Source organism: Streptomyces sp. NPDC059785 (assembly GCF_042732375.1).
In the GTDB taxonomy this organism is placed as follows: Bacteria; Actinomycetota; Actinomycetes; order Streptomycetales; family Streptomycetaceae; genus Streptomyces.
The window spans coordinates 1-24,966 of sequence record NZ_JBHWHV010000036.1 but is presented as its reverse complement, the minus strand read 5'-3'; the positions used below and the strand labels follow the sequence as shown (position 1 = coordinate 24,966).

The 24,966-nt window shown below is 71.8% G+C and carries 23 protein-coding genes; 15 read left to right on the top strand and 8 right to left on the bottom strand.

From position 1 onward, the window contains the following. Positions 1 to 460: 460 nt before the first annotated feature. Complete coding sequence (locus tag ACFV6E_RS25510; RefSeq protein ID WP_385464870.1) at positions 461 to 1,846, top strand: NAD(P)/FAD-dependent oxidoreductase; 1,386 nt, start codon at positions 461 to 463, stop codon at positions 1,844 to 1,846. A gap of 7 nt (positions 1,847 to 1,853) precedes the next feature. Here the strand turns inward: ACFV6E_RS25510 and ACFV6E_RS25505 are convergent, their stop codons facing one another. Further along, positions 1,854 to 3,332 (bottom strand): regulator, encoded by a 1,479-nt coding sequence (locus tag ACFV6E_RS25505; protein WP_385464867.1) that lies wholly within the window; start codon positions 3,330 to 3,332, stop codon positions 1,854 to 1,856. Between the two features lie 289 nt (positions 3,333 to 3,621). On the opposite strand from ACFV6E_RS25505, the gene lipB reads away from it, so the two are divergent. The 4 genes from lipB (at position 3,622) to ACFV6E_RS25485 (ending at position 6,862) form a co-directional block, all read left to right on the top strand. Next, entirely contained in the window at positions 3,622 to 4,506 is an 885-nt protein-coding gene (gene lipB, locus ACFV6E_RS25500) for a lipoyl(octanoyl) transferase LipB (protein WP_385173875.1), read from the top strand. Between the two features lie 121 nt (positions 4,507 to 4,627). Further along, on the top strand, positions 4,628 to 5,593 hold the full coding sequence (gene lipA, locus ACFV6E_RS25495) for a lipoyl synthase (protein WP_385464865.1): 966 nt from the start codon (positions 4,628 to 4,630) through the stop codon (positions 5,591 to 5,593). Between the two features lie 290 nt (positions 5,594 to 5,883). Then, entirely contained in the window at positions 5,884 to 6,090 is a 207-nt protein-coding gene (locus tag ACFV6E_RS25490; RefSeq protein ID WP_385173871.1) for a hypothetical protein, read from the top strand. A 70-nt stretch (positions 6,091 to 6,160) separates the two neighbouring features. After that, a complete protein-coding gene (locus ACFV6E_RS25485) occupies positions 6,161 to 6,862 on the top strand; it encodes a DUF4191 domain-containing protein (protein ID WP_385173869.1) in 702 nt (233 codons plus the stop codon). A 76-nt stretch (positions 6,863 to 6,938) separates the two neighbouring features. Here ACFV6E_RS25485 and ACFV6E_RS25480 read toward each other — a convergent pair whose 3' ends face one another. Next, positions 6,939 to 7,406 (bottom strand): RDD family protein, encoded by a 468-nt coding sequence (locus tag ACFV6E_RS25480; protein ID WP_385172772.1) that lies wholly within the window; start codon positions 7,404 to 7,406, stop codon positions 6,939 to 6,941. A gap of 211 nt (positions 7,407 to 7,617) precedes the next feature. On the opposite strand from ACFV6E_RS25480, the gene glnA reads away from it, so the two are divergent. Next, positions 7,618 to 9,027 (top strand): type I glutamate--ammonia ligase, encoded by a 1,410-nt coding sequence (gene glnA, locus ACFV6E_RS25475; protein ID WP_385172774.1) that lies wholly within the window; start codon positions 7,618 to 7,620, stop codon positions 9,025 to 9,027. An 89-nt stretch (positions 9,028 to 9,116) separates the two neighbouring features. Here the strand turns inward: glnA and ACFV6E_RS25470 are convergent, their stop codons facing one another. The 6 genes from ACFV6E_RS25470 to ACFV6E_RS25445 all read right to left on the bottom strand — a co-directional run bounded on the left by ACFV6E_RS25470 (position 9,117) and on the right by ACFV6E_RS25445 (position 14,452). After that, positions 9,117 to 9,422 carry a hypothetical protein gene (locus tag ACFV6E_RS25470; protein WP_385172777.1) on the bottom strand — a complete coding sequence of 102 codons (306 nt, stop codon included), beginning with the start codon at positions 9,420 to 9,422 and terminating at the stop codon, positions 9,117 to 9,119. A 286-nt stretch (positions 9,423 to 9,708) separates the two neighbouring features. Next, positions 9,709 to 10,449, bottom strand: coding sequence for an ANTAR domain-containing protein (locus ACFV6E_RS25465; protein ID WP_385464862.1), 741 nt, complete (start codon positions 10,447 to 10,449; stop codon positions 9,709 to 9,711). A gap of 150 nt (positions 10,450 to 10,599) precedes the next feature. Beyond that, the gene (locus ACFV6E_RS25460; RefSeq protein WP_385172783.1) at positions 10,600 to 11,445 is read right to left on the bottom strand and encodes a GAF and ANTAR domain-containing protein; all 846 of its coding nucleotides are present in this window, start codon (positions 11,443 to 11,445) and stop codon (positions 10,600 to 10,602) included. A gap of 23 nt (positions 11,446 to 11,468) precedes the next feature. Continuing rightward, the gene (locus tag ACFV6E_RS25455) at positions 11,469 to 13,334 is read right to left on the bottom strand and encodes a CheR family methyltransferase (protein ID WP_385172786.1); all 1,866 of its coding nucleotides are present in this window, start codon (positions 13,332 to 13,334) and stop codon (positions 11,469 to 11,471) included. Positions 13,335 to 13,341: 7 nt separating this feature from the next. After that, positions 13,342 to 13,944, bottom strand: coding sequence for a chemotaxis protein CheB (locus tag ACFV6E_RS25450; protein ID WP_385172788.1), 603 nt, complete (start codon positions 13,942 to 13,944; stop codon positions 13,342 to 13,344). 199 nt (positions 13,945 to 14,143) lie between these two features. Then, positions 14,144 to 14,452 (bottom strand): hypothetical protein, encoded by a 309-nt coding sequence (locus ACFV6E_RS25445; RefSeq protein ID WP_385172791.1) that lies wholly within the window; start codon positions 14,450 to 14,452, stop codon positions 14,144 to 14,146. Positions 14,453 to 14,616: 164 nt separating this feature from the next. Here ACFV6E_RS25445 and ACFV6E_RS25440 point away from each other — a divergent pair, with 164 nt between their 5' ends. The 9 genes from ACFV6E_RS25440 to ACFV6E_RS25400 all read left to right on the top strand — a co-directional run bounded on the left by ACFV6E_RS25440 (position 14,617) and on the right by ACFV6E_RS25400 (position 24,853). Further along, positions 14,617 to 14,976: an arsenate reductase family protein gene (locus ACFV6E_RS25440; RefSeq protein ID WP_385172793.1), complete on the top strand. Its 360-nt coding sequence runs from the start codon at positions 14,617 to 14,619 to the stop codon at positions 14,974 to 14,976. Between the two features lie 259 nt (positions 14,977 to 15,235). Beyond that, complete coding sequence (locus tag ACFV6E_RS25435; protein WP_385464859.1) at positions 15,236 to 15,979, top strand: hypothetical protein; 744 nt, start codon at positions 15,236 to 15,238, stop codon at positions 15,977 to 15,979. 272 nt (positions 15,980 to 16,251) lie between these two features. Next, positions 16,252 to 17,280, top strand: a complete 1,029-nt coding sequence (gene glnII, locus ACFV6E_RS25430) for a glutamine synthetase (RefSeq protein WP_385172799.1) — start codon at positions 16,252 to 16,254, stop codon at positions 17,278 to 17,280. A gap of 106 nt (positions 17,281 to 17,386) precedes the next feature. Next, positions 17,387 to 18,331, top strand: coding sequence for a DUF6891 domain-containing protein (locus tag ACFV6E_RS25425; RefSeq protein ID WP_385464856.1), 945 nt, complete (start codon positions 17,387 to 17,389; stop codon positions 18,329 to 18,331). A gap of 952 nt (positions 18,332 to 19,283) precedes the next feature. Next, a complete protein-coding gene (locus ACFV6E_RS25420; RefSeq protein ID WP_385172805.1) occupies positions 19,284 to 19,904 on the top strand; it encodes a winged helix-turn-helix domain-containing protein in 621 nt (206 codons plus the stop codon). Between the two features lie 108 nt (positions 19,905 to 20,012). After that, positions 20,013 to 21,020: an NAD-dependent epimerase/dehydratase family protein gene (locus ACFV6E_RS25415; protein WP_385464853.1), complete on the top strand. Its 1,008-nt coding sequence runs from the start codon at positions 20,013 to 20,015 to the stop codon at positions 21,018 to 21,020. A gap of 126 nt (positions 21,021 to 21,146) precedes the next feature. After that, on the top strand, positions 21,147 to 22,421 hold the full coding sequence (locus tag ACFV6E_RS25410) for a sensor histidine kinase (RefSeq protein WP_385464850.1): 1,275 nt from the start codon (positions 21,147 to 21,149) through the stop codon (positions 22,419 to 22,421). Next, positions 22,406 to 23,062, top strand: coding sequence for a response regulator (locus ACFV6E_RS25405; protein ID WP_385464848.1), 657 nt, complete (start codon positions 22,406 to 22,408; stop codon positions 23,060 to 23,062). Before ACFV6E_RS25410 ends, ACFV6E_RS25405 begins: the two co-directional genes overlap by 16 nt. Positions 23,063 to 23,305: 243 nt before the next feature. Beyond that, the gene (locus tag ACFV6E_RS25400) at positions 23,306 to 24,853 is read left to right on the top strand and encodes a DUF1996 domain-containing protein (RefSeq protein ID WP_385172814.1); all 1,548 of its coding nucleotides are present in this window, start codon (positions 23,306 to 23,308) and stop codon (positions 24,851 to 24,853) included. The last annotated feature ends 113 nt before the right edge of the window (positions 24,854 to 24,966 follow it).

Here is a 24,966-nt window from a genome sequence, read left to right as displayed (position 1 = left end):
CGTGCCGGTGCATCCGCCCGTCGGTGGTCGGGCACTCGGCCTTGTCGGTAGGTGCTGAACCCGGGTGTGACCACGTCTCGACGGGCATGTGATGCACCGGCACGGCCCCTCCCGCCGGATGGCGGCTGCGGGCCGTACGGGGTGCGGATCGATCCATACGGGCGCGGTGTCGTCGTTTCGCTGGGCAGCGCCGGCGCTTCCGCCTCGGCGGGGAGTCCGCGAGTGCCAGCGAATCCGCGGGGCCCGGTCCGCTTCGCTCCGGGTTCCGTAGGCGGCTCCGGGGCCGTACCCCCGTAACCGCTGCCGGACGGCATTCCGTGCCACCCCCATGCGACCGTGCGAGGGCTCCGTGCGCCTTGCCGGTTCTGTGCGGCGATCTAGCCTCGAAGCCAACTCGGTTATCCCGTAAATCTGTTGGGGCATCAAGTCCCCACAGTCGCGCGACCTCCAGGAGGTGCACGTGCTAGAGCCGGCACGCGGGGCGGGGATCTCGCAGGACGTGGACGTCGTCGTCGTGGGGGCCGGAGTCGCCGGTCTCGCGGTCGCCGACCAGTTGACCAGGGCAGGTCTCAGTACCGTGGTCCTGGAGGCCGGTCCGTACGCCGGTGGAGGCATGGCTACGGAGAAGGTGGACGGCTTCCGGCTCGACCGTGTCGGACGGCTGCTGTGCACCTCGTTCCCCGAACTGCGCCGCACGCCGGGCCTGAAGGGGCTGGCTCTGCGGCCGTTCTCCCCGGACGTCCTGCTGCACAGCGACGGTCTGACCCACCGGGCCGCCGTTCCGGCCGTTCCCCGGAGCGCAAGGGGCGCACTGACTGTTGCGCGCGCCCTCGCGAGCGCCCCCCGGCTGCCGCGGCCCCAGGGCCCGCGTGCCGGGTCGTCCGGCGCCCGTCCGGGTCCGCTCGGCCGCCCGGTCGACCAGGCCCGGCTGTACGCGGCCCTGGCGCGGCTCGCGGCCACCGGCCCCGACGCCCCGCCCGTCCGGCCCGAACTCTCCGCCGTCCGGGCGCTGGCCGCCCGCGGCCTCCCCTCCCGGACGATCGACGGCTTCCTGCGCCCACTGCTCACCGCCCTGCTGTGCGCGCCGCCGCTGACCACCTCCAGCCGCTGCGCGGACCTGGCCCTGCACTCCTTCCTGACGGGCCGGCTGTGCGTCCCCGAGGGGGGCTCCGAGGCCCTGCCCGAGCTGCTCGCGGCCGGTCTGCCGCCCGGCACGGTGCGCACCGGCGTCCGGGTCACCTCGGTGTCCACCACCTCCGTGACCACCCGCGACCACGGCGGACTCGGCTGCCGCGCCGTGGTCCTGGCGACCGGTGCCCGCGCCGCCGCCGAACTGCTGCCGGGGCTGCGCGTCCCCGCCTTCCACCCGGTCACGGTGCTGCACCACACGACCGACCGGCCGCCGCTCCTGGAGCCCGCGCTGGTCCTGGACGCCGACCGGAGCGGCCCGGTGACGCACACGACGGTGATCAGCCGGGTCGACCCGAGCCGGGCGCCGGCCGGGCGCGCCCTGATCACCTCCTGGGTGCTCGACCCCGCACCGGCCACCGCCCACCTGGACGCCACCGTCCGGGCCCAGCTCGCCCGTCTGTACCGCACCTCGACCGCCCGCTGGGAACTGCTCGCCGTCCATCACGACCCCGAGGCGGTGCCCGCGATGCCGCCGCCGCACGACCCGCGCCGCCCGGTGCGGCTCCTTTCGGGCCTGTACGTGTGCGGCGAGCACCGCGACACCAGCACGGTCCAGGGCGCCCTGCACTCGGGGCGCCGGGCCGCCCACGCCCTCCTCGACGACCTCGGCGTCCGCCCGGCGACTCCGGCGGGGGCGCTCAGGACCGCGGCCTGAGCGCCCCTCAGGCCAGCGGGGCGACCCGGTCCCGGTAGCCCCGTACGGGAGCGGCGTCCCGGTACGGCTCGAGCCGGCGCTCGAAGTCGCGTACATACTCCAGGGCCCGTACCGACCGCATCTCCGCGGCCTGTCCCGCGGCCTCCGCGCCGAGCTGGCACGCCTGGTCCAGCTCGCCGAGGCCGAGCCTGGCCGTGGCGAGCACGACCCGGCAGAAGAGCCTGCTGCGCGCGAAGCCCTGCGCGCGCAGTTGCAGCGAACGCTCGGCGTGCTGGACAGCGGCCCGGTACTGCTGGAGGTCGCGGTGGCAGTGACCGAACTCGTCGGCGAGCTGCGCCTCGTCGAAGAACCGCGCCCAGTACGGGACCTCGTCGGCGGTCCTGGCGGCCTCCAGGGCGCGCTCGGCCCGTACGAGAGAGGCGGTGCAGGCCCTGACCTCGCCCAGCACGCCGTGTCCGCGTGCCTCGACGGCGTGCAGCAGCGCCTGCATGACGGGCGGCGCGGAGCCGCCGACGCCCTGCTGCGCTACCCGGGCCAGTTGCACGGCCTCCCGCCCGTGGCCCAGGTAGATCGCCTGCCGGCTCATGGTCACCAGCACGTACGACCCGTAGGCCCGGTCGCCGGCCGCCTGGGCCAGCCGCAGCGCCTGCACGAAGTACCGCTGCGCGAGTCCGTGCGCGGCGATGTCGTACGAGGTCCAGCCGGCCAGCCGGGTGAGGTCGGAGGCGGCGGCGAACAGCCTGCGGCCGGTCTTCTCGCCGTAGGTGCCGCGCAGCATCGGCTCGGCCTCGTGCTCCAGGTAGCGCACCAGGGCCTGGCGGGCGTGGCCGCCGCCGTAGGCGTGGTCGAGGGTCCGGAAGAGCTCGCCGACGGAGCGCAGGGCGGCGATGTCGCCCGCGGTGACCTTCTGCCCCGGACCGCGCTCGGTGCGGCCGCGCTGGCGGGGCAGCGGGACGCCGCCCGGCTCGGCGGGTCCCGGCACCCGGGCGCCGGGGCGCTGCTGCACGGGGATCCGGAGCGCGGCCGGGTCGCCGCGGCCCACGTGGTCGTCGGCGCGTCCGATGAGCCAGTCCCGGCTGGGCACGACGAGGCCCGCCGGGGTGAAGGCGATCTTGCGCAGTTCGGCGTGGCTGCCGGAGTCCTTGCGCCACAGGCCGCTGACGATGTCGACGGCCTCCTCGGAGCTGGCCGCGAACTCCAGGCCCGCGTACACGGGGGCGCAGGCGTCGAGTCCCAGGTCCTGCGCGGTCAGGCGGCGGCCGAGGCGGCGGGTGAAGACCTCGGCGATCAGTGCGGGGGTGGTGCCCCTGGGCTGCTGGCCGCGCAGCCAGCGGGTGACCGATGTCTTGTCGTATCTGAGGTCGAGTCCGTGTTCCAGCCCTAGCTGGTCCACGCGACGGGCCAGCCCCGCGTTGGAAAAGCCCGCTTCTGTGATGAGCGCGGCGAGCTGACGGTTGGGCGTGCGCTGCGCGGGTCGTTCCGTCATCTGCGGTGCGGTCTCCTGCCTTCCGGGCACAGGTGTCCGGATTGCCTGTGAGCAGCCCTTATGGCCTCGTGAACGGCGCGAATGTAGCGGTCTGTAAGTACCCGATCGCACATTTCGACGTCTATTCATCCGATCGTGTGAGGATTGCCCCGAAGCTGACGGGGCACCGGCGGACTCCGGCCGGACGTACAGTGGCGTGGGCGTTCTTCACGCCTGACGAGCCGGTCGCGCGCATCGGGCGGGCCTCGCGGTTCGGGTTCGCGGAGCTGTCTTGAGGGAGGCGTTGGCCGTGAGTGAGCTGCGGTTCGTGCGGATGGGGTTCGGTGCCGGGTCGGGCATACCCGACGGGTCCGCACAGTCCGTGGGGTACGTCGACTACCAGCTGGCCTGGGACGAGCAGCGCCGGGTGCACGCCGCCCGCTTCCTCGACGAGATCCCCGACACCTGCCTGCTCCTGGAGCACCCGCCGGTCTACACCGCGGGCCGGCGCACGGCGGACAACGAGCGCCCCCTGGACGGCACTCCCGTGATCGACGTGGACCGCGGCGGCAAGATCACCTGGCACGGCCCCGGCCAGCTCGTGGGCTACCCGATCCAGAAGCTGCCCCGGCCGGTGGACGTCGTCGCACATCTGCGCCGCCTGGAGGAGGCGATGATCCGCGTCTGCGCGGAGTTCGGCGTCGAGACGAGCCGGGTGGAGGGCCGTGCGGGCGTCTGGGTCCTCGGCGACCCGGTGGCGCAGCGCCCCGCCCGAGATGAAGGGGCTGCGCGCAGCGCTTCGGTTGAGGGTGGTGGGCGACGGGCGGGAGGCCTGTCGCTGGACTTCGACCCGCGACTGACGGACGACGAGTTCGACCCGCGCCTCGACGGCCCCGAGTACGCCCCCTCCAACGCGGGCCAGCGGCGCGAGGACCGCAAGATCTGCGCGCTGGGCGTCCGCGTCGCCAAGGGCATCACGATGCACGGCTTCGCGCTCAACGTGAACCCGGACACGTCCAACTTCGACAAGATCATCCCGTGCGGCATCCGCGACGCCGGTGTGACCTCCCTCGCCCACGAGCTGGGCCGCGACCTCACCATCGCCGACGTCCTGCCCGTCGCCGAGAAGCACCTGCGCGACGTACTGGAGAACGCCGACCTCAAGCCGCGCGAGGTGGCACCCGCCTCCGCCTAGGACCCACCCCCCGGGACCGGGAATGCACCCCCGCAGCCGAAGGTTGCCCGGACGCAGGGCCGAGAACAGCACGGGCGTACCCTGGTGGACGCCGACGAATCGAAGTTGTAGGGAGCCGGACGTGTCCGCAGTCGCACCCGACGGACGCAAGATGCTGCGCCTGGAGGTCCGGAACAGCCAGACCCCCATCGAGCGCAAGCCCGAGTGGATCAAGACCCGGGCGAAAATGGGCCCCGAGTACACGAAGATGCAGAACCTCGTGAAGAGCGAGGGGCTGCACACGGTCTGCCAGGAAGCGGGCTGTCCCAACATCTACGAGTGCTGGGAGGACCGCGAGGCGACCTTCCTCATCGGCGGCGACCAGTGCACCCGGCGCTGCGACTTCTGCCAGATCGACACCGGCAAGCCCGAGGCGCTCGACCGTGACGAGCCGCGCCGCGTCGGCGAGTCCGTCGTCACGATGGACCTGAACTACGCCACGATCACCGGCGTCGCCCGCGACGACCTGGCGGACGGCGGCGCCTGGCTGTACGCCGAGACCGTGCGCCAGATCCACCAGCAGACCGCGGAGCGCGCGGACGGCCGGACCAAGGTCGAGCTGCTCGCCCCGGACTTCAACGCCGTCCCGGAGCTGCTCCAGGAGGTCTTCGCCTCCCGCCCCGAGGTCTTCGCGCACAACGTCGAGACGGTCCCGCGGATCTTCAAGCGGATCCGCCCCGGCTTCCGCTACGAGCGCTCCCTGAAGGTCATCACCGAGGCCCGCGACTACGGCCTGGTGACGAAGTCGAACCTGATCCTCGGCATGGGCGAGACCCGCGAGGAGATCAGCGAGGCGCTGCGCCAGCTGCACGACGCGGGCTGCGAGCTGGTGACCATCACGCAGTACCTGCGCCCGTCGGTGCGGCACCACCCCGTCGAGCGCTGGGTGAAGCCGAACGAGTTCGTGGAGCTGAAGGAGGAGGCCGAGCAGATCGGCTTCTCCGGCGTCATGTCGGGCCCCCTGGTCCGCTCCTCCTACCGCGCCGGGCGCCTCTACCAGATGGCGATCGAGAAGCGCGGCGCGTACGTCGCCTCGCAGGCGGTCTGACCCCGCGGCCGGACGTGCGTCGGCACTCAGTGCCATGTGACGCGTGTGAATCCGCGCACAAGTGACTACCGCCCGGTAGTGGCCGATACGGCGCGGTCCCGGCCGTCCCCGCAGATAGGGGCGTTTCCCGGGGCCGTGCCGCTCTTCGGGCCCGGCACATCAAGGCTTCACGGGCGTTTGACCGCTCGGTCACGCCCTGGTAACACCAATCAGTGACCGTGGTCCTACGCCACGTAGAGACCGCACCTGAGTCATCGCTTCCGTGTTGATCCCGAGGGGGGACCTCCACCATGCAGGCCGCGCCCGTCCGCGCCAACGCCATCCCGTCGTTCACCGATGCACTGCGTGCCGTCGAGTCGCTGCTCATGAGCGGTGGACAGCGCACGGCCCGCCGCAACGCCTGGACCTCCGTGCTCGAGGACCGCCGCCGGGCCAAGGACCGGGTCGAGGCGCAGCGGGTCCTCGAACAGGCCGGCACCGGCACCCGTCTGTCGTAGGACCGGGCCCCGGGGCCACTGCACGGCACCGCCGTCGTCGGCGCTTCGCGGGCCACGTAGACTTCATGGCATGGCGAGGAAGGAAACCGCAGCGGACGCTGCGAACCCCGGGCGACTCAAGCAGATCGCCCTGACCTACAAGATGACCCGCAAGGCCGATTCCAAGATCGGTCTTGTGCTCGCGGCTGTCGGAATCGTCACCCTCGGTGTCTTCCTCGCGATCGGTTTCTTGATCGGTCACCCGGTCTATCTCGGCATTCTCGGTCTCCTGCTCGCCTTCCTCGCGTCGGCGATCGTCTTCGGACGCCGGGCCGAGCGTGCCGCCTTCGGGCAGATGGAGGGCCAGCCCGGCGCCGCCGCGGCGGTGCTCGACAATGTCGGCCGGGGCTGGACGACGACACCGGCCGTGGCGATGAACCGCAACCAGGACGTGGTGCACCGCGCCGTGGGCAAGGCGGGCATCGTGCTGGTCGCCGAGGGCAACCCGAACCGGGTGAAGACCCTGCTCGCCGCCGAGAAGCGCAAGATGGCCCGGATCGTCACGGACGTGCCCGTGCACGACGTGGTGGTGGGCACCGGCGAGGGCCAGGTCGAGCTGAAGAAGCTGCGCACCACCATGCTGAAGTACCCCAGGGTGCTGACCGGTCCGCAGGTGACGGCCACCAACGACCGGCTGCGCGCGCTGGGCGACCTGATGAGCAACATGCCGCTGCCGAAGGGCCCGATGCCCAAGGGGATGCGGATGCCGCGGGGCGGTCCGAAGGGCCGCTAGTCCACACCTGCCGGACATGTGAGAGGGGCCCGGAACCGATCGGTTCCGGGCCCCTCTCACATGTCCGTCGCTCCGGTCAGATCCTGACCTCGATCGTGCGGGCGAGGCGGTCGTGCAGGCCCCGGCCGTCGCGGTCCCAGACCAGGGCGGGCACCGCCACGCACAGCAGCACCGTACGGACCAGGACGCGCAGCGGGTTGGCGCGGCCGCCGCCGTCGGAAACGACACGCAGGCCGAACAGGCGCTTGCCCGGGGTGAAGCCCACGGTGCCGACGGTCAGGACGCTCAGGACGAAGAAGATGAGGAGCGCCCAGTTGCCCGTCGCCTGGTTGTAGCCGTCGGTGAGCAGCCCGTATGCGATCAGCAGGCACAGGGCCCAGTCGACGGCGAGGGCGCCGATCCGGCGTCCCGGGCGGGCGATCGAACCCGGCCCCTGCTCCGGCAGACCGAGCTGCTCCCCCCGGTATCCGAAGTCGGCACCGGCTTCCTCCGCCGCCGCGCGGGGGCCCGAGAGCCACGATCCGATTGCTTGCCTGTTGTCCACCCGTCCACGGTACTGCGACCGTAGGGGTACCGGTCCGCTCGGGGTCCGCCGGGACCGCGCGTGGACCCGGGCCGGTTAACTTCGGCGAAACAAATGGGTCACGCTTGAGAAATCCCCCGTCCCTATGGTCGGGTCACGCGTGTGCCACCGCACTGGCCGCACGAACGAACTACCACCCCGGTCCGCAGTGGCAGGGAGTAGGAGGAGCTGGATGTTCCAGAACGCCGACGACGCCAAGAAGTTCATCGCGGACGAGGATGTCAAGTTCATCGACGTCCGCTTCTGCGACCTGCCGGGCGTGATGCAGCACTTCACGGTGCCGGCTGCGACCTTCGACCCGGCCGAGGAGCTGGCGTTCGACGGTTCCTCCATCCGCGGCTTCCAGGCCATCCACGAGTCCGACATGGCGCTCCGCGCCGACCTGTCCACCGCGCGCGTCGACCCCTTCCGCCGCGACAAGACGGTCAACATCAACTTCTTCATCCACGACCCGATCACGGGCGAGCAGTACTCCCGCGACCCGCGCAACGTGGCGAAGAAGGCCGAGACCTACCTCGCCTCCACCGGCATCGCCGACACCGCGTTCTTCGGCCCCGAGGCCGAGTTCTACGTGTTCGACTCCGTGCGCTTCAAGACCGCCGAGAACGAGTCGTACTACCACATCGACTCCGAGGCGGGCGCCTGGAACACCGGCGCCCTTGAGGACAACCGGGGTTACAAGGTCCGCTACAAGGGCGGTTACTTCCCGGCCCCGCCGGTCGACCACTTCGCCGACCTGCGCGCCGAGATCTCCCTGGAGCTGGAGCGGTCCGGTCTGCAGATCGAGCGCCAGCACCACGAGGTGGGCACGGCCGGCCAGGCCGAGATCAACTACAAGTTCAACACGCTGCTCGCCGCGGCCGACGACCTCCAGCTCTTCAAGTACATCGTGAAGAACGTCGCCTGGCGCAACGGCAAGACCGCGACCTTCATGCCGAAGCCGATCTTCGGTGACAACGGCTCGGGCATGCACGTCCACCAGTCGCTGTGGGCCAACGGCGACCCGCTGTTCTACGACGAGGCCGGCTACGCGGGCCTGTCGGACACCGCCCGCTACTACATCGGCGGCATCCTCAAGCACGCCCCGTCGCTGCTGGCCTTCACCAACCCGACGGTGAACTCGTACCACCGTCTGGTGCCGGGCTTCGAGGCGCCGGTGAACCTGGTCTACTCGCAGCGCAACCGCTCCGCGGCCATGCGCATCCCGATCACGGGCTCCAACCCGAAGGCCAAGCGCGTCGAGTTCCGCGCGCCCGACTCCTCCGGCAACCCGTACCTGGCCTTCTCGGCGCTGCTGCTCGCCGGTCTCGACGGCATCAAGAACAAGATCGAGCCGGCCGAGCCGATCGACAAGGACCTCTACGAGCTGGCCCCCGAGGAGCACGCGGGCGTCCCGCAGGTCCCGACCTCGCTCCCGGCCGTCCTCGACTCCCTCGAGTCCGACCACGAGTTCCTGCTCCAGGGCGACGTGTTCACGTCCGACCTGATCGAGACGTGGATCGACTACAAGCGCTCGAACGAGATCGCCCCGCTCCAGCTCCGCCCGCACCCGCACGAGTTCGAGCTCTACTTCGACGTGTGAGCCGACCCCTGCCCGACCTGGATGGAGCCCCGTCACCGCTTCCCTGCGGTGACGGGGCTCCGTCGTGGTCAGCGTCGGGACACCGGGCCCTAGCTGTTCTTCTGGCGCTCCTGGCGGCGCGCCTCCCACGGGCGCTCGCGGCGGTAGCGGCGCTCCCACTTGGCCTGCCGGTCGCGGCGATCGCGATAGGCGCGGTAGCTGGAGTCCATGCGCCCCGCGCCTCCTCCCGCGGCTCCGGACGAGGCCGGTGTGCCGGACGCGGCCGATGTGTTCCCCCTGCCGGTGCCGTAGCGGATGTAGAGGAAGAGCAGGCCGATCGCGGCCAGCCACAGGACGTGGTTCGAGAAACCGAGGACGACCAGGATCAGGGTGACGGTGAAGATCAAGGTGCCCATGACGGGACTCCTTGGGACATGAGGTACTCGGGCCGTGGCGGACAGTCCGACAGCGCGCTGAGGGGCGCGTCCGCCGGTGCGTAAGAGTAGCCCCGAGCGCGCCGCCCGGAACCTGTCCGGCATCGGGCGGTTGCTCGACAGCTGGGTACGCGTGTCCACGGTAGGGAGGCGCCGCGGGCGCGCGCATCCGTATTTATGCCGTCCGGTCACCGGACGGATCCGGGCACCACGAGGCTCCGCACCCGGTCTCCGTCATGGCCGGGCACGGGGCGCGGGGCGCCGGGACTCAGCCGTCGCCCAGTTCCAGCCGCCCGTCGACCACTTCGCGCGCCACCTCAGACAGCCGGCGCTGCTTGGAGCGCGCATGCCGCCGCAGCAGCGCGAACGCCTCGTCGACCGTGACCGAGAGGCGCGCGGCGAGCACCCCCTTGGCCTGTTCGATCACCACCCGGCTGGTCAGCGCGTGCCCCAGTTGGTCGGCCAGGGCACGGCTCTCGGCCATCTCGCGGTGCCGGGCCAGCGCGCAGCCGGCGGCGTCGGCGAGTGACTGGGCCAGGGTCAGCACATCGGCGGGGAAGGGGTCGTCGTCGCGGCGCAGCAGAACCAGGGCGCCCAGCGTCTCCTGGTGGCCGAGGCCGATCGGCATGGGCAGTGCGGCGACCCGCCGATAGCCGAGGCCGACGGCGCGCGGTGCGTACTGCGGCCAGCGCTGCTCGGTCTCGGAGCTCTCGAGGTGGCAGTCCCGGACGGGCCGGCCCCCGGTGTACGCCTCGTGGGCCGGGCCCTCGCGCCGCTCCACGGCCTCCTGCTCCAGGAGCAGCGGCTTCTCGTCCGTACCGGTCAGTTGGGCCGGCGACCTGCCGTCCGGCACGTACAGCACGGTCGCCGCGTTGCTGCCGAGGAGTGCCGGGCCCTGGCTCGCGAGCGTGCCGAGCAGCCCGGACCGGTCGGAGGGCTCGGTGACGGAACTGCCGGCCAGTTGGACGAACGCCTGCGCCAGCCGCTGCTGCGGCATGGGCGTGGTCATGAGGTTTCCTCCACCTCTCGGATGTCGTTCACTCGGAGCCAGTCCCCCCGTCGCTGGTACTTCGTCGTGCCATCGCGCTATGCCGTTGTCATGTGTGCGGCCCGTATGCCAGCAGTGTCCTCCCTCCGGTCCGATGTGTCTTCCCCCGTCTCAGCCGAGGCGCAGTTCCCCTCGCACGATGAGCATCGCCACGTCGTGGACGGCCCGGCCCTCGCTGAAGGCCCGGGCCTTGATCAGCTCGAGGGCGTTGTCGATGGTGATGTCGGCCTGCACCGAGACCATGCCGGACGCCTGGTGCACGACGACGCGGAGGTCCGCGTTCCCGTACAGGCCCGCGTCGGCCTCGGGGCCGAGCACCACGGTGCGGGTGAGGGCGTCGGCCACCTCGGTGAAGACGGGGTCGCCGGAGCCGGGGCGCGGGTCGAACAGGGCGAGGGATCCCACGCAGTTGTCGCCCAGGCTCAGGGGTACGGCGACCACTTCGTCGATGCCCAGTTCGGCGAGGCCGGACCCGTAGCCGGGCCAGCGCTCGTCCAGCAGCGTGCCCGAGGCCGAGACCGGGCGGCGGTGCACCGCCGCCTCTCTGGCCGGCCCCTCGCCGAGCACGAACTCCAGCTCCTGGGCGGCCCAGGCCTGGTCGTCCGAGGCGGCCACGGCGAGCTGCCGCTGGTCGAGACCGATCAGGGACAGGGCCGCGCTGCGGGTGCCGCAGACCTCGGCGACCCCGGTCATGAAGTGCGGCTGCGCCCCCTGTCCGCCCTCCCAGGAGGCGAGTTGCCGCGCGTAGGCGTCCTGGAGCTCTGCCGCGGTGCGGTGGCAGGCAGCCGAACTGTGGTGCAGCCGTGCCAGGCGTGCGTACAGTTCGAGACCGGTCCGTTCGGCCAGCCGCTCCTGCCGGGCGGCGGCCTTCAGTTCCTGGTCCGCACGTCGCCGTGCGAGGGCGGCGCGGTGCTGCGCCGTCGACGCCGAGTCCGGCGGACCGCCCTCCGGGTTCATGCCCATATCGTACGCTCGGCGGTTCAGCTGAGACCCGGGTTCCGGCTCTCTTCCATCAGCAGCACGACCCCGCCCTCGTCACCGTCGAAGGGGCTGCACAGCACGGCGCACTTCATGGATTTGCCGAGCCTGCTGACGGCCGCCACGTACAGCGGGGCACCGCGTCTGCCGGTGTCGAGGACCTTCTGCACCGTGTCGCGCAGCGGCTCCGTGGGCAGCCCGAAGTCCAGCTCGAAGAACGGCTGGCCGAGGACCTCCTCCGAGCGCAGGCCCCACAGGTCCACCGCTCCGCTGTTCCAGCTCCTGACCCGCAGTGCGGGGTCGAGGACGACGACGCCCGCGCCCATGCTGGACAGGACGGACTCGAGGAAGGCGCGGGTCAGGTCCAGCTCGTCGGTGCGGACCCGCATCTCCTCGTTCATCGTCTCCAGTTCCTCGTTGCCGGACTGGAGTTCCTCGTTGGTGGTCTCCAGCTCCTCGTTCGTGGACTGGAGTTCCTCGTTGGTGGTCTCCAGCTCCTCGATGCTGGACTGGAGTTCCTCGTTGGTGGTCTCCAGCTCCTCGTTCGTGGACTGGAGCTCCTCGTACGCGGTCTCCAGGTCCTCGCGTACGCGCTTGACCTCGGACTTGAGCTGGGTGGCCACCGTGACGTCGGCGAAGGTGATGCTGGTGACGGCGGGCACGCCGTTCGGGCCGAGCAGCGGCTGGATGAGGATGTCGTAGTACTGGACCTCCTCGGGCGTGCGGCGTTCGGTGCCGTTGACGCGCAGCGTGCGGCGCTCGTGCGTGGCCTGCTCTATCAGCGAGCGCAGCTCCAGCGGCCGGTAGGAGATCTCCAGGTCCTGGAAGGGCCGCCCGAGGTCCCCGGCGGTCAGGCCGAACTGGGAGCGGGCCTGGTTGTTGATGAGGACGACGATGCCGTCGGAGTCGACGGCCAGGGTCGGCTGCGGCGCCGCGTCCAGGATCAGGTCGCGGAGTTGCCGGGTGTGCGCGACGCTGCGCACCTCGGCACCGGCGCCCTGCCTGATCTTCACCGAGGTGAGCTGGTAGGGAGTGGCCGAGCTGCCGGGGCGGCGGCGGAAGAACCGCTGCCGCATGCTGACCACGCTGAACCGGTCGGAGTCGTTGAGCAGCATCTCCGCCTTGCCCAGGAAGAGGAAGCCGCCCTCGCGCAGCGCGAAGTGGAACCGGTCGATGATCTGCCGCTGCGCCTCGACGTTGAAGTACATCAGCGTGTTGCGGCAGACGAGCAGGTCGAGGCGGGAGATCGGGGCGTCGCGGGTGATGTCGTGGCGGCCGAAGATGACCCGGCGGCGCAGGTCGTTGCGGAAGCTGAACTTGGCGCCGTTCTGCTCGAAGTACCGCTCGCGGAGGTCCTGGGCGAGCGGTTCGAGCGCTTTCGCCGGATAGAGCCCGGAGCGCGCCTCGCGCAGCGCCTCCTCGTCGACGTCGGTGCCGTAGATCTTCACCCGGTTGATGGTCTCTTCCAGACCGATGCTCTCGGCGAACATGATGGCCAGCGAGTACGCCTCCTCGCCGCTGGAGCAGCCGGCGCTCCAGACCCGGATCTCCTCGTCGGGGGCGACCTGCGCGAGCAGTTCCGGGATCACCTCGCGCTGGAGGAAGGGCCAGGCCTCGGGGTCGCGGAAGACCGAGGTGACGTTGATCAGGATGGTGTTGAACAGTGCGCTGAATTCGTCGGCGTCGGCCTCGAGGCGGTCGCGGTAGTCCGCGTACGAATCCACGTCCACGTCCGCCATGCGCTTGCGGATCCGGCGGCCGAGCGTGGAACGCTTGTAGCCGGTGAAGTCGAACCCTCGGGCGTCACGCAGGAAACCGAGGAGTTCCTCCAGTTCCTCGTCGGTCTCGACGTCCTGGTCCTTGCTCATCTCTGCCTCATCCATCACTACTAGTCCCGACCAGTGCCCGGATCACAGCGGGAATCTCTTCCAGAGGTAGCACGAAGTCCACCGACCCCGTCGCCACCGCCGCATCCGGCATGCCCCGGAACTGGGCGGTCGCCGGATCCTGCGCGATGACGGTACCGCCTCGGGATTTGACGGCGTCCACGCCCATCGCCCCGTCGCTGCCCGAGCCGCTGAGCACGCAGGCGATCGCCCGTTCCGCGTAGGCGCCGGCCACCGACTCGAAGAGCAGATCGGCCGAGGGGCGGACGAAGTGGACCAGTCTGCTGTTGCTCAGGGCGAGCGCACCGGACGGGTCGACCAGCAGGTGCCGGTCGGGCGGGGCGATGTAGACCGTGCCGGGCGCGACCCGGTCCTCGGTCTCCGCGAGCTTCACGTCCATGGCCGTACGGCGGGCCAGGACGTCGGCGATCACGGTGCGGTGGCGGGGGTCGAGGTGCTGGACGACGAGCACCGGTACGGGGAAATCCTGGCCCAGACCGCCGAGCAGGGAGATGAGCGCGTGGACGCCGCCCGCGGAGGAGGCGACCGCCACCACCGCGTACTGGCCGGGAACGACGCGTTCGGCGCTCACGGGTAGAGCCTAGCCCGCGCCCGCGGTGTGAAACGCACCGTTGACCAGCGCGTTCGGTGGCGGGTGTAGACCGCTTGCGCCGGACGGAGGGGCGGCGGCACATGCGATCGGCGTATGCGGTCCGCCCGGACGCCCCGCGGTGGGCGGGGCGTCCGGGCGGCGGGCGCCTGGTGACGCGCGGCCCTGCGGGACTACCGCGTCAGCGGGAGTACCGCATCAGCGCGCGGACCATGTGGCAGGTGGTGTCGGACGGCGGGTGCACGCCGATCTGTACGGCGGTGCTGCGGATGGTCTCGTCGCGGGCCTGGTTCGGCACGTAGACACCGGAGTCGAGGAGGGCGATCGCCAGCCGCATGGCCTTGAGCCGGCGGTTGTGCGTGACGTACCAGTCGCGGGGGCGTCCCGCGGGGAGCGGGCGCTTGTCGACGGGGGCGTACGGCAGGTCGAGCGGCACCGCCCTCTTGGCGGTGGACTGGGTGGGCTTCGGCTTGAGTGCGGCAGCGGGCACGGGCATCCTCCTGTCGCGGTCGGGGACCCTTCCGGAACCTCCGGTGGCACCCTCGAACACTGCTTCTATTCTACCGTCCACCACTGACAAAAGCCCCTGGCCAGACGGGCTTTGGGGCCTCGGTGACGCCTGGGAAAAGGGTGTTCGGCGATATCGTTGCGGGCATGGAGATCTGGATCAATCCGGCCTGTTCGAAGTGCCGCAGCGCCGTTGGCCTGCTCGACGCGGAGGGCGCCGAGTACACCGTGCGCCGCTACCTGGAGGACGTGCCCACCGAGGACGAGATCCGAGCCGTACTGGCACGCCTCGGCCTCGAACCGTGGGACATCACCCGCACCCAGGAGGCCGCGGCCAAGGAGCTGGGGCTCAAGGACTGGGCGCGGGACGAGGGCTCCCGGGACCGGTGGATCAAGGCGCTGTCGGAGCACCCGAAGCTGATCCAGCGGCCCATCATCACCGCGGACGACGGCACCGCGGTGGTGGCGCGGACGGAGGAGGCGGTACGGGACGCGCTGTCGCGGTGAGCACGGCGGAACGGGCTCCGGCTCCGGCTCGCCGGTGACCGTCCCGGCACGGGCTCCGGCTCCGGCTCCGGCTCCGGCTCTCCGGTGACCGTCCCGGCACGGGCTCCGGCTCCGGCTCCGGCTCCCCGGTGACCGTCCCGGCTCCGCCCCGGTTCTCTGTGGTCCAGGTCACTCGCGCCACACCCGTCACCCGTTGAGCAGCCCCGTTCGGTATCCCGTACATAGCGGCGTACGCACCCCCCTCACCCAGGAGGCGCGCATGTCGCGCAGAAGAACGCTCGGCGCCAGGAAGAAGCTCGCGCTGCTGGCCGGTGCCGCGGTCGTGGCCGGCGGCGGGGCCTTCGCCCTGGCGGCCGTCTCGAACGCGGCGCCGGTGCAGAACGCGCGGACCTCGACGGTCTGCCAGGGCCTGGCCACCGCCCTCAACAACAACCAGCGGTTCATCGAGGCCCAGCGGGCCTCCCCCGACGCGCTGTCGGAGGCCCGGATCGCCAACCGCGAGGCGGTCGTCGCGGAGATCGAGCGCAAGCAGGAGGCGTCCGGCTGCGAGGTCGGGGAGTCGGCTCAGGACTCCCAGAACTCCCAGGCCGGGCAGGACTCGCAGGCCGGGCAGGACTCGCAGGCCGGGCAGGACTCGCAGGCCGGGCAGGGTTCCCAGGCCACCGGGGCCGCCAGGCCGGCGACGAGCGCGCCCGTGGCGACCGGCTCCGCCGACGACCCGGGCGCGGGCACGGGCGCGAGCGGTGCCGCCGCCGGTGAGCAGGTCTGCGCCGGTTCGACCGTCACGCTCTCCGGCGAGGCGGGTGCCCCGGCCGCGTCCAGCAACCGGTTCCCGGCCGGTACGAAGCTGAAGGTGACCAATCTGGACAACGGGAAGTCGACGACGGTGGAGGTCACCTCGGTCTCCGGAAGCTGCGTCCTGCTGAACGACGCGGCGTTCGAGCAGGTCCGCGAGCCCGGCAAGTTCCTGATCCGCAAGGCCAGGATCGAGAAGGTCAGCTGACCCCGGCCACCGCGCGGGGCACGCAAACCCATCGCATACGAGCCGCACGGCGGCCGCGGCTCCCATCCGGCTCCGTGGCCGCACCGGATGACTGCCGGGGCCTCACCGGGTGACTCCGGCCACACGAGCGCCAGGTAACACGGGGTTCACATTCGGGCAATGGCCGGGAAATCGCGCGTTGACAAGCTGCCCGGCAGATACGCGGCGCCCCAGTGCCGCAGCGCCGCAGCACCCGCGAGGGTGCGTGCAGACCCACCCGAAGGATGTGGCCCGTGACCTTCAAGGCTGAGTACATCTGGATCGACGGCACCGAGCCGACGGCCAAGCTGCGTTCGAAGACCAAGATCCTCGCCGACGACGCCAAGGGCGCCGAGCTGCCGATCTGGGGCTTCGACGGGTCCTCGACCAACCAGGCCAAGGGTCATTCCTCGGACCGCGTGCTCAAGCCGGTCGCCTCCTACCCGGACCCGATCCGCGGCGGCGACGACGTCCTCGTGCTCTGCGAGGTCCTGAACATCGACATGACGCCGCACGAGTCCAACACCCGGGCCGCGCTGGCCGAGGTCGCGGAGAAGTTCGCCGCGCAGGAGCCGATCTTCGGCATCGAGCAGGAGTACACCTTCTTCGACGGCGAGCGCCCGCTCGGCTTCCCCGTGGGCGGCTTCCCGGCCCCGCAGGGCGGCTACTACTGCGGCGTCGGCGCGGACGAGATCTTCGGCCGTGACATCGTCGAGGCGCACCTGGAGAACTGCCTGAAGGCGGGGCTCGGCATCTCCGGCATCAACGCCGAGGTCATGCCCGGCCAGTGGGAGTTCCAGGTCGGCCCGCTGTCCCCGCTGGAGGTCTCCGACCAGCTCTGGGTGGCCCGCTGGCTGCTCTACCGCACCGCCGAGGACTTCAAGGTCTCCGCGACGCTCGACCCGAAGCCGGTGAAGGGCGACTGGAACGGCGCGGGCGCGCACACCAACTTCTCCACCAAGGCGATGCGCGAGGGCTACGACGCGATCATCACCGCGGCCGAGTCGCTCGGTGAGGGCTCCAAGCCGCTGGACCACGTCAAGAACTACGGCGCGGGCATCGACGACCGTCTGACGGGCCTGCACGAGACCGCCCCGTGGAACGAGTACAGCTACGGCGTCTCCGACCGCGGCGCCTCGGTCCGTATCCCGTGGCAGGTCGAGAAGGACGGCAAGGGCTACATCGAGGACCGCCGTCCGAACGCCAACGTCGACCCGTACGTCGTGACGCGGCTGCTCGTCGACACGTGCTGCTCCGCGCTGGAGAAGGCCGGCCAGGTCTGATCCGCTTCCGCGACGGTCCGAGGGGCGCCCACCGGCATGGTGGGCGCCCCTCGCGTCGTGCGCGGGCGCCCCTCGCGCTGTCAGTGGTGCGTGCCAGTCTTGGCCCATGCTGAGCGAACGAACGCCGGACGAACCGCTGGCCGTCAAGGTCGAGACCGAGAACTGGCAGACGCACACCCGGATTCCGGCCGCGGTCCTCGCCGAACTGGTGGAGCGGATCGGCGGCGAGCGCGACCGGTATCTGGTGGTGAACCGGATACCGGACCTCCCGGACGTGTTCGTCCAGGTGTGGCACGAGGGGGACGGGGACTACCGCCTCGAACACCGCGCCGGTGCGCCGATGCACGGGACGAATCTGGCCGAGCCGGGGCCCGTGGTGCGGGCCATGACGGCCTGGGCCCGGCAGGAGGACGGCTGGGACGCGGGTCTGGTCTGGGAGCCGGTGGACCTGCCCGCCCCCGAGGAGGTGCCCGAACCGCCGCGGGAGGCCCGGGAGCAGACCGAGGCGCGCGTCCGGGAACTGCTGCGCTGCGGGTACGCGGATCGCAAGACGCTGAGCGAGGCCGCCGCCGATCTGCGCGACGAGGACGACGAGCCGCTGGTGACCAAGGCGCAGGCCCGGCGACTGGTGGACCGGCTGTGGGTGGAGCGCGTCGCCGAGCAGGAGTCCTGGACCGGTACGACCGATCCCGAGCGCCTGACGCAAGCCTTCGAGGCGTTGGACGCGGACGGCATCACGGCCCGTGAGGACTTCGCCTGCTGCCGCGGCTGCGGGATGGCGGAGATCGGCGCGGAGTGCGCGGACGCCGGGGCCCGCGGCTTCGTCTTCTTCCACCGGCAGTGCACGGAGAGCGCCGCCGCGGGTCACGGCCTCTCCCTGTACTACGGCAGCTGGGACGCCCCCGACCGGCCCGAGGAGCGCACGGCGGAGGTCGGCCAGGCGGTCGTCACCGCGCTCACCGCCGCGGGCCTGTCCACCAGTTGGGACGGCTCCCCCGACCGCGCGATCGAGGTGACGGACCTGGACTGGCGCAAGCGCCTGACGGGCTGAGGCACGGACCGGCGGCCCGCGGCCCGGATCCGGTACCGGCCGGTGCCGCCCCACACCGGTCGGCACCGGTCCCGCGGCGGGCCGACGCCGGTCCCGAGCCGGGGCGGCACTGGTCCTGCCCCGGTCAGCATCCTGTCGCGCGCTGGTCGGCACCGGCCCCATGGCGGGGCGGCACCCTTAGCGAACGGGCACCGATCCCGCCCCGGGCCGGCACCGGTCCTGCGGAAAGCCGGCACCGACCCCGCGCCGGTCGGCACGGGACCCATGGCGGGCCGGCACTGTCCCGTGCCGGATCAGCACCGGTCCCGTGGCGGGCCGACGCCGGTCCCGAGCCGGAGCGGCACCCTTAGCGAATCGGCACCGATCCCGCCCCGGGCCGGCACCGGTCCTGCGGAAAGCCGGCACCGACCCCGCGCCGGTCGGCACGGGAACCATGGCGGGCCGGCACTGTCCCGTGCCGGATCAGCGCCGGTCCCGCCGCACGGCCCCGAAGCCGGCCGGCACCGACCCCGCGCCGGTCGGCACGCACGCCACCCCGCCGTCCCGCACGCCACCCCGCCGTCCCGCACGCCGCGCCGCCCGCCCACATGCCGCGCCCAGCCCCGCACACCGCCCCGCCCACCCGCACCCCGCGCCCCCGCCCCGTATCACCTGCCGAGAAGGTCCGGGCGGGATCTCCTGTGGGGCACGGGTGTCTGCTTCAATGGGGGCATGGTCGGCTTCCAGAGGTGCACCGCGACGGGGCGTCCCGATCTGGAGCCCTTCTGGCCTTCCCGCCAGCACCACGACTTCGACCGGGTGTGTCGCCGCGCGAGGAACGCGCGGGCCCTCTAAAGCCGTACACCCCCGGCCTTCGGCCAGCGCGCACGACGTACGTCTCCGACGAGCCCGACCAGGAACTGGCGGCCGTCGACTCCACACGACGACTCCTCGCGCGAAAGAGCTGACCCTCATGGCGAACTCCCGCTCCGTCTCGACCGCCGGCACCCTCACCCCCGCCTCCCCCGGCAGCGCACGGCACCGGCTGCGTGCCGTCGACCGGGACGACACCTGGTCCCCGGCCGCCGCAACGGCCGCGCCGCACGGCCCGGTCTCCGACGTCACGGCGCTCCTGCCGCCGGGCGCCACCTGGCTGCCCGCACCCCAGCACACCCTGCCCACGCTGCCCGGCCGGCCGCCGATGGTCGGCTACCTCGTCCTGGTCCCGGCCGGCCAGGCCGGTCAGCAGCCCCCGCTGCCGGCCGAGGTGCCGGACCCCGAGGGCGCGGACGAGGGGGCCGCGCCGCTGGTGCGCATCGACCCCGTGCAGCGCACCGCCCGGGTCGACGGGCGGCCGCTCGAGCTGACGTACCTGGAGTTCGAGCTGCTCGCCCATCTCGTCGCGCATCCGCACCGGGTGCACACCCGGGACCAGTTGGTCACCACGGTGTGGGGCTACGGGCACGTGGGCGACGGGCGCACGGTGGACGTCCACATCGCCCGGCTGCGCCGCAAGCTCGGCGCGGAGCACCGGGAGGCGATCCAGACCGTGCGGCGGGTGGGCTACAAGTACGCGCCGCCGGCCGGACACTGACCCGGCCCCGGCCCCGGCCCCGGTCCCGGCGCAAGGCAGCGGGCGCGGTTCTCTCCTGTCAGCAGAGAACCGTTCCGCGGGGCCGCCCGCCGGGGCAGAGTCGCCGGTATGAGACTTCTGATACTGGGCGGCACGGAGTTCGCGGGGCGCGCGGTCGCCGAGGCGGCGCTCGCGGCGGGCTGGGACGTGACCGTCTTCCACCGGGGCCGGCACGAACCGCCCGCGGGCGTCACGGCGTTGCGCGGCGACCGCACCACCCCGGAGGGCCTCGCGGCGCTCGCCGAGGGCACCTGGGACGCCGTCGTGGACACCTGGTCGGGGGCCCCGCGGGCGGTCCGCGACACCGCCCGGCTGCTCGCGGGGCGGGCCGGACGGTACGTGTACGTGTCGAGCTGCTCGGTGTACGCGTGGCCGCCGGCCGCCGGGTACGACGAGGACGCGCCGCTCGTGCCGGACGCGTCCGCGGACGCGGACCTCACCGACTACGCGCGCGACAAGCGGGGCGGTGAACTCGCCGCCGCCGGGGCGTTCGGCGACGGCGGCTCGCTGCTCGTGCGCTGCGGGCTGCTCCTCGGGCCGTACGAGAACATCGGGCGGCTGCCGTGGTGGCTGACGCGGGTGGCGCGCGGCGGTCCCGTCCTCGCGCCGGGCCCGCGCGGGCTGCCGCTCCAGTACGTCGACGTCCGTGACCTGGCCGAGTGGATCCTCGGGGCGGCACGGCAGGGGCTGAGCGGGGCGTACAACCTGATGTCGCCGCAGGGGCACACGACGACCGGGGAACTGCTCGACGCGTGCGTACGGGCCACGGGCGGCGACGCCGAGCTGCGGTGGACCGACCCTGAGGTGATCCTCGGCGCGGGCATAGCGCCCTGGACCCAGCTGCCGGTGTGGGTGCCGCCGGACAGCGACCTGCATGCCGGGCTGCACAGTGCGGACGTCTCCCGGGCGGTGGCGGCCGGGCTGCGCTGCCGTCCGGTGGCGGAGACCGTCGCCGACACCTGGAGCTGGCTCGGGACGCTCGGCGGCGGCGCGCCGCGGCGCCCCGACCGGCCGGCGGTGGGCCTCGACCCGGCGGTGGAGGCGAAGGTGCTGGGCCTCGGCGCGCAGGGCGCGTGAAGACGCCTCGGCCGTCCGGGACGAGCACGGGGTGTACCTGTCTCCACCCCCTTCGGGGGGCCGTCCACCCTGACCGACCCCCCTGCGTACGGGCACACTTGTGCCCGTCACGAGAGGGGATGGGGCATGGACGGGGCGATGGCGAGGGTACGGGCGGCGCTGGTCGCGGGGGCACAGGGGCTGGCCCTGTCGTTGATGGGGTACACGGCGTCGATCGTGCTGTCCGTGTTCGCCTGGCTGTCGATCGCCTTCATCCCGCTGGGGATCGGCGTGCTGACGACCCCGTACCTGCTGCTGCGGGTGCGTGCCTACGCGAACGGGCGGCGGTCGCTGGCCGCCGGGTGGTCGGAAGTACGGATCCCCGCCCGGTACGCGCCGTTCCCGCCCGGTGCCGAGGGCGGTCTCATCGGACAGGCGCGCCGCTGCCGGGCCCTGCTGCGGGACCCGGCGACCTGGCGGGACCTGCGGTGGCTGACGGTGGACACGCTGGCGGGCGCCACCGTCGCCGTGCTGGTGCCCGGGCTGCTGGCCGAGGGGGTCTTCGGGGTCCTGCTCGCGCTGGGCCTGTGGGAGCCGGTCACCGGCGCCATCGGCACCTACTGGTACGCGTTCGTCCCGGTCGCCGGGCAGGGCACGGCACTGCTGGCCGCCGCGCTCGGCTGCGTGTGGATCACCGTCGCCCTGTTCACCGGACCGCTGCTGATCCGCACCCACTTCCGGATCGCCCGCTCGCAGCTCGCCCCGGCCGCGGAGCGGGAGCTGACCCGCCGGGTGGAGCAGCTCACCGAGACCCGGCGGGACGCCGTGGACACCTCGGCGGCCGAACTGCGGCGCATCGAGCGGGACCTGCACGACGGGGCGCAGGCCCGGCTGGTCGCGATGGGCATGGACCTGGGGACCATCGAGGCGCTGGTCGAGAAGGACCCGGCGAAGGCCAGGGAGCTGCTCGCCCAGGCCCGCAGGTCGTCCGCCGACGCCCTCACCGAACTGCGCGACCTGGTGCGCGGCATCCACCCGCCGGTGCTCGCCGAGCGCGGACTCGGGGACGCCGTACGGGCGCTGGCGCTGCGGCTGCCGCTGGAGGGCGAGGTGACGGTCGAGCTGTCCGGGCGGGCGGACGCGCCCGTGGAGTCGGCCGCGTACTTCGCGGTCAGCGAGGTGCTGACCAACGCGGTCAAGCACTCCGGCGCCGACCGGCTGTGGGTGGACGTCCACCACGCGGACGGCATGCTGCGGATCGCGGTCACGGACAACGGCGGGGGCGGCGCGGTCGTCGGGGCGGGCTCGGGGCTGGCCGGGGTGGAGCGGCGGCTGGGTACATTCGACGGCGTCCTGGCCGTCAGCAGCCCCGCGGGCGGTCCCACCATGGTCACGATGGAGATCCCGTGCGAGTTGTCCTAGCCGAGGACCTGTTCCTGCTGCGCGACGGACTGGTCCGGCTGCTGGAGGCCTACGACTTCGAGATCGCCGCCGCCGTGGAGAGCGGGCCCGAGCTGACCCGGGCGCTGGCCGAGCAGGCGCCGGACGTCGCGGTGGTCGACGTACGGCTGCCGCCCTCGCACACGGACGAAGGGTTGCAGTGCGCGCTCCAGGCCCGCCGGGACAGACCCGGGCTGCCGGTGCTCGTGCTGTCGCAGCACGTGGAGCAGTTGTACGCGCGGGAGTTGCTGGCCGACGGGGCGGGCGGAGTCGGCTATCTGCTCAAGGACCGGGTCTTCGACGCGGAGCAGTTCGTCGACGCGGTACGCCGGGTGGCGGCGGGCGGTACGGCCATGGACCCGCAGGTGATCCAGCAGTTGCTGGCGCGCCGCTCCTCGGCCGACCGGCCGCTGGGCCGGCTGACCCCGCGCGAGCTGGAAGTACTGGAATTGATGGCGCAGGGCCGGTCGAACGCGGCCATCGCGGGCCAATTGGTGGTAACGGAACGGGCCATCGCGAAACACACGTCGAATATCTTCGGCAAACTGGATCTGGAGATCTCCGACGACGACAACCGGCGCGTCCTCGCCGTCCTCGCCTATCTCGATCAGGGCGCCCGCTGAATCCGGCGCGGCACTGTTGAATCCGGGTCAGTAATCCGCGACTGAATCGGGTTCAAACCTGGAAGCCTAGATCAAGTGCCGGTGATACATGGGCCTTCGGGCCCATTGTGCCGGAATTGGCCTCATGAACTTCTAAGATTTTCCCGGGTTTCTGAACGCCTCGTGCGCCCCCTGCGTATGGGATGGCGCCGCTTCACTCCTGTCGGGCGCCTCGCTGCCCCGCAAGGAAGTCAGAGGAGTTCCATGGGACGCAACACACGAAAACGACGTTCGCCACTGGCCGTCCGCGCCATAGCCGCCTCCGCGGCACTGGCCGTCGGCGGGGGCGGGCTTGTCTGGGCGAATTTCTACGCTTCCGCGCACGAGGAGAACTCGGCGCGCAACAACACCAGGGCGGCCGCCGCCCAGGTGGCGACGATCAAGTGCCCGGACGTCGGCCAGCAGTTGACCGACGTGCCGTCGAAGGCACGTTCCGGCGTCGACAGGGAGCTGGCGAATCTGGACAAGCAGATCACCGAGGCGTACGCACGGCTCGCCGCGACGCGCGACGCGGCCACCAAGGACGCCAGCTTCGTCCAGAACTCGATCCTCGGACCGCTGAAGGAGAAGCGGGCCGCGGTGATCGACCGCATCAAGATCAACTTCACTCGGGCCGGCCAGACCGCCCCGGGCTCGCTGGACGGCCTCGCCGGCTGCACGGGCATCCCCGCCGAGCAGCCGCAGACCAACGACGGTGAGGGCGACGGTCAGGACCAGAACGGCGACGGCCAGGACCAGAACAACGACGGTCAGGACCAGAACGGTGACGGTCAGGACCAGGGCGACGACGGCGGTCAGGAGCAGGGCAACGGCGGCCAGGCCGGCAACGGCCCCGTCGCAGCCGACTTCGTGGACATCACGACGGTCCAGCCGAACGTGAAGAAGACGAGGTCGACCAAGGCCCGCACCCGGCGCGGCGGTTCCTCCGGCACCTTCACGAGCACCTGCGGTGTGAACGAGAACAAGAACTTCAACACCGACAACGTGATCGTGGCGCCCGGTGTCACCAACGGCGCGCACCACCTGCACGACTACGTCGGCAACCAGTCGAACGACGCCTTCGCCAACAACGACACCTTCGCCGCGGCCGACACGAGCTGCACCAACGCCGGTGACAAGTCGTCGTACTACTGGCCGGTCATCCGGATCCAGGACGGTACGCAGGACTTCGACCAGAACAACGACGGCGGTGGCAAGGAAGGCAACGTCGGCGCCATCCAGCAGGCCGCGCAGGCGGACATCAAGTTCGTCGGCAACGCGCGCAGCAAGGTCGTCGCGATGCCGAAGTTCCTGCGGATCATCACCGGTGACGCGAAGACCACGACCAACGGTCTGGCCAACGCCAACGCGCACTGGAGCTGCACCGGCTTCGAGAACAAGGTGCAGCTCACCGAGCAGTACCCGATCTGCCCCGAGGGCAGCAGCGTGGTCCGTACGTTCGCCTTCCAGAGCTGCTGGGACGGGCAGAACGTCGACAGCGCCAACCACCGCACCCACGTGGCCTTCGCCGATGCCAACGGCAACTGCGCCAACGGCTTCAAGGCGATCCCGCAGCTGACGATGCGTCTGGTGTACGACATCCCGGCGCCGACCATCGAGAACGGGGAGGTCGTCAACGCCTACGCGGTCGACGGATTCCCGGAACAGCTGCACAAGCCGAGCACCGACCACGACGACTTCATCAACGTCTTCGACGAGAACCTGATGAACACCATGGTCAGCTGCATCAACTCCGGCAAGAAGTGCAAGTGACCGGCTGAGCAGCACCCCTGAGAGGGCCGGCGGCGGGAATCCCCGCCCCCGGCCGCGGCGGTGCCCCCCCCCGGTTGCGCCGGGGGGGTAAAAAAAAAAGAAGCGGGCGCCGG

Excerpts from the sequence above, each read along its gene's own strand:
- ACFV6E_RS25505 (WP_385464867.1), bottom strand. The coding sequence starts at position 3,332 with ATGACGGAACGACCCGCGCAGCGCACGCCCAACCGTCAGCTCGCCGCG.
- ACFV6E_RS25435 (WP_385464859.1), top strand. The coding sequence starts at position 15,236 with ATGTCGCGCAGAAGAACGCTCGGCGCCAGGAAGAAGCTCGCGCTGCTG.
- ACFV6E_RS25420 (WP_385172805.1), top strand. The coding sequence starts at position 19,284 with ATGGCGAACTCCCGCTCCGTCTCGACCGCCGGCACCCTCACCCCCGCC.
- ACFV6E_RS25425 (WP_385464856.1), top strand. The coding sequence starts at position 17,387 with ATGCTGAGCGAACGAACGCCGGACGAACCGCTGGCCGTCAAGGTCGAG.
- glnA (WP_385172774.1), top strand. The coding sequence starts at position 7,618 with ATGTTCCAGAACGCCGACGACGCCAAGAAGTTCATCGCGGACGAGGAT.
- ACFV6E_RS25485 (WP_385173869.1), top strand. The coding sequence starts at position 6,161 with ATGGCGAGGAAGGAAACCGCAGCGGACGCTGCGAACCCCGGGCGACTC.
- ACFV6E_RS25465 (WP_385464862.1), bottom strand. The coding sequence starts at position 10,449 with ATGACCACGCCCATGCCGCAGCAGCGGCTGGCGCAGGCGTTCGTCCAA.
- ACFV6E_RS25490 (WP_385173871.1), top strand. The coding sequence starts at position 5,884 with ATGCAGGCCGCGCCCGTCCGCGCCAACGCCATCCCGTCGTTCACCGAT.
- ACFV6E_RS25415 (WP_385464853.1), top strand. The coding sequence starts at position 20,013 with ATGAGACTTCTGATACTGGGCGGCACGGAGTTCGCGGGGCGCGCGGTC.
- ACFV6E_RS25410 (WP_385464850.1), top strand. The coding sequence starts at position 21,147 with ATGGACGGGGCGATGGCGAGGGTACGGGCGGCGCTGGTCGCGGGGGCA.
- ACFV6E_RS25455 (WP_385172786.1), bottom strand. The coding sequence starts at position 13,334 with ATGAGCAAGGACCAGGACGTCGAGACCGACGAGGAACTGGAGGAACTC.
- ACFV6E_RS25440 (WP_385172793.1), top strand. The coding sequence starts at position 14,617 with ATGGAGATCTGGATCAATCCGGCCTGTTCGAAGTGCCGCAGCGCCGTT.
- ACFV6E_RS25460 (WP_385172783.1), bottom strand. The coding sequence starts at position 11,445 with ATGAACCCGGAGGGCGGTCCGCCGGACTCGGCGTCGACGGCGCAGCAC.
- ACFV6E_RS25400 (WP_385172814.1), top strand. The coding sequence starts at position 23,306 with ATGGGACGCAACACACGAAAACGACGTTCGCCACTGGCCGTCCGCGCC.
- ACFV6E_RS25470 (WP_385172777.1), bottom strand. The coding sequence starts at position 9,422 with ATGGGCACCTTGATCTTCACCGTCACCCTGATCCTGGTCGTCCTCGGT.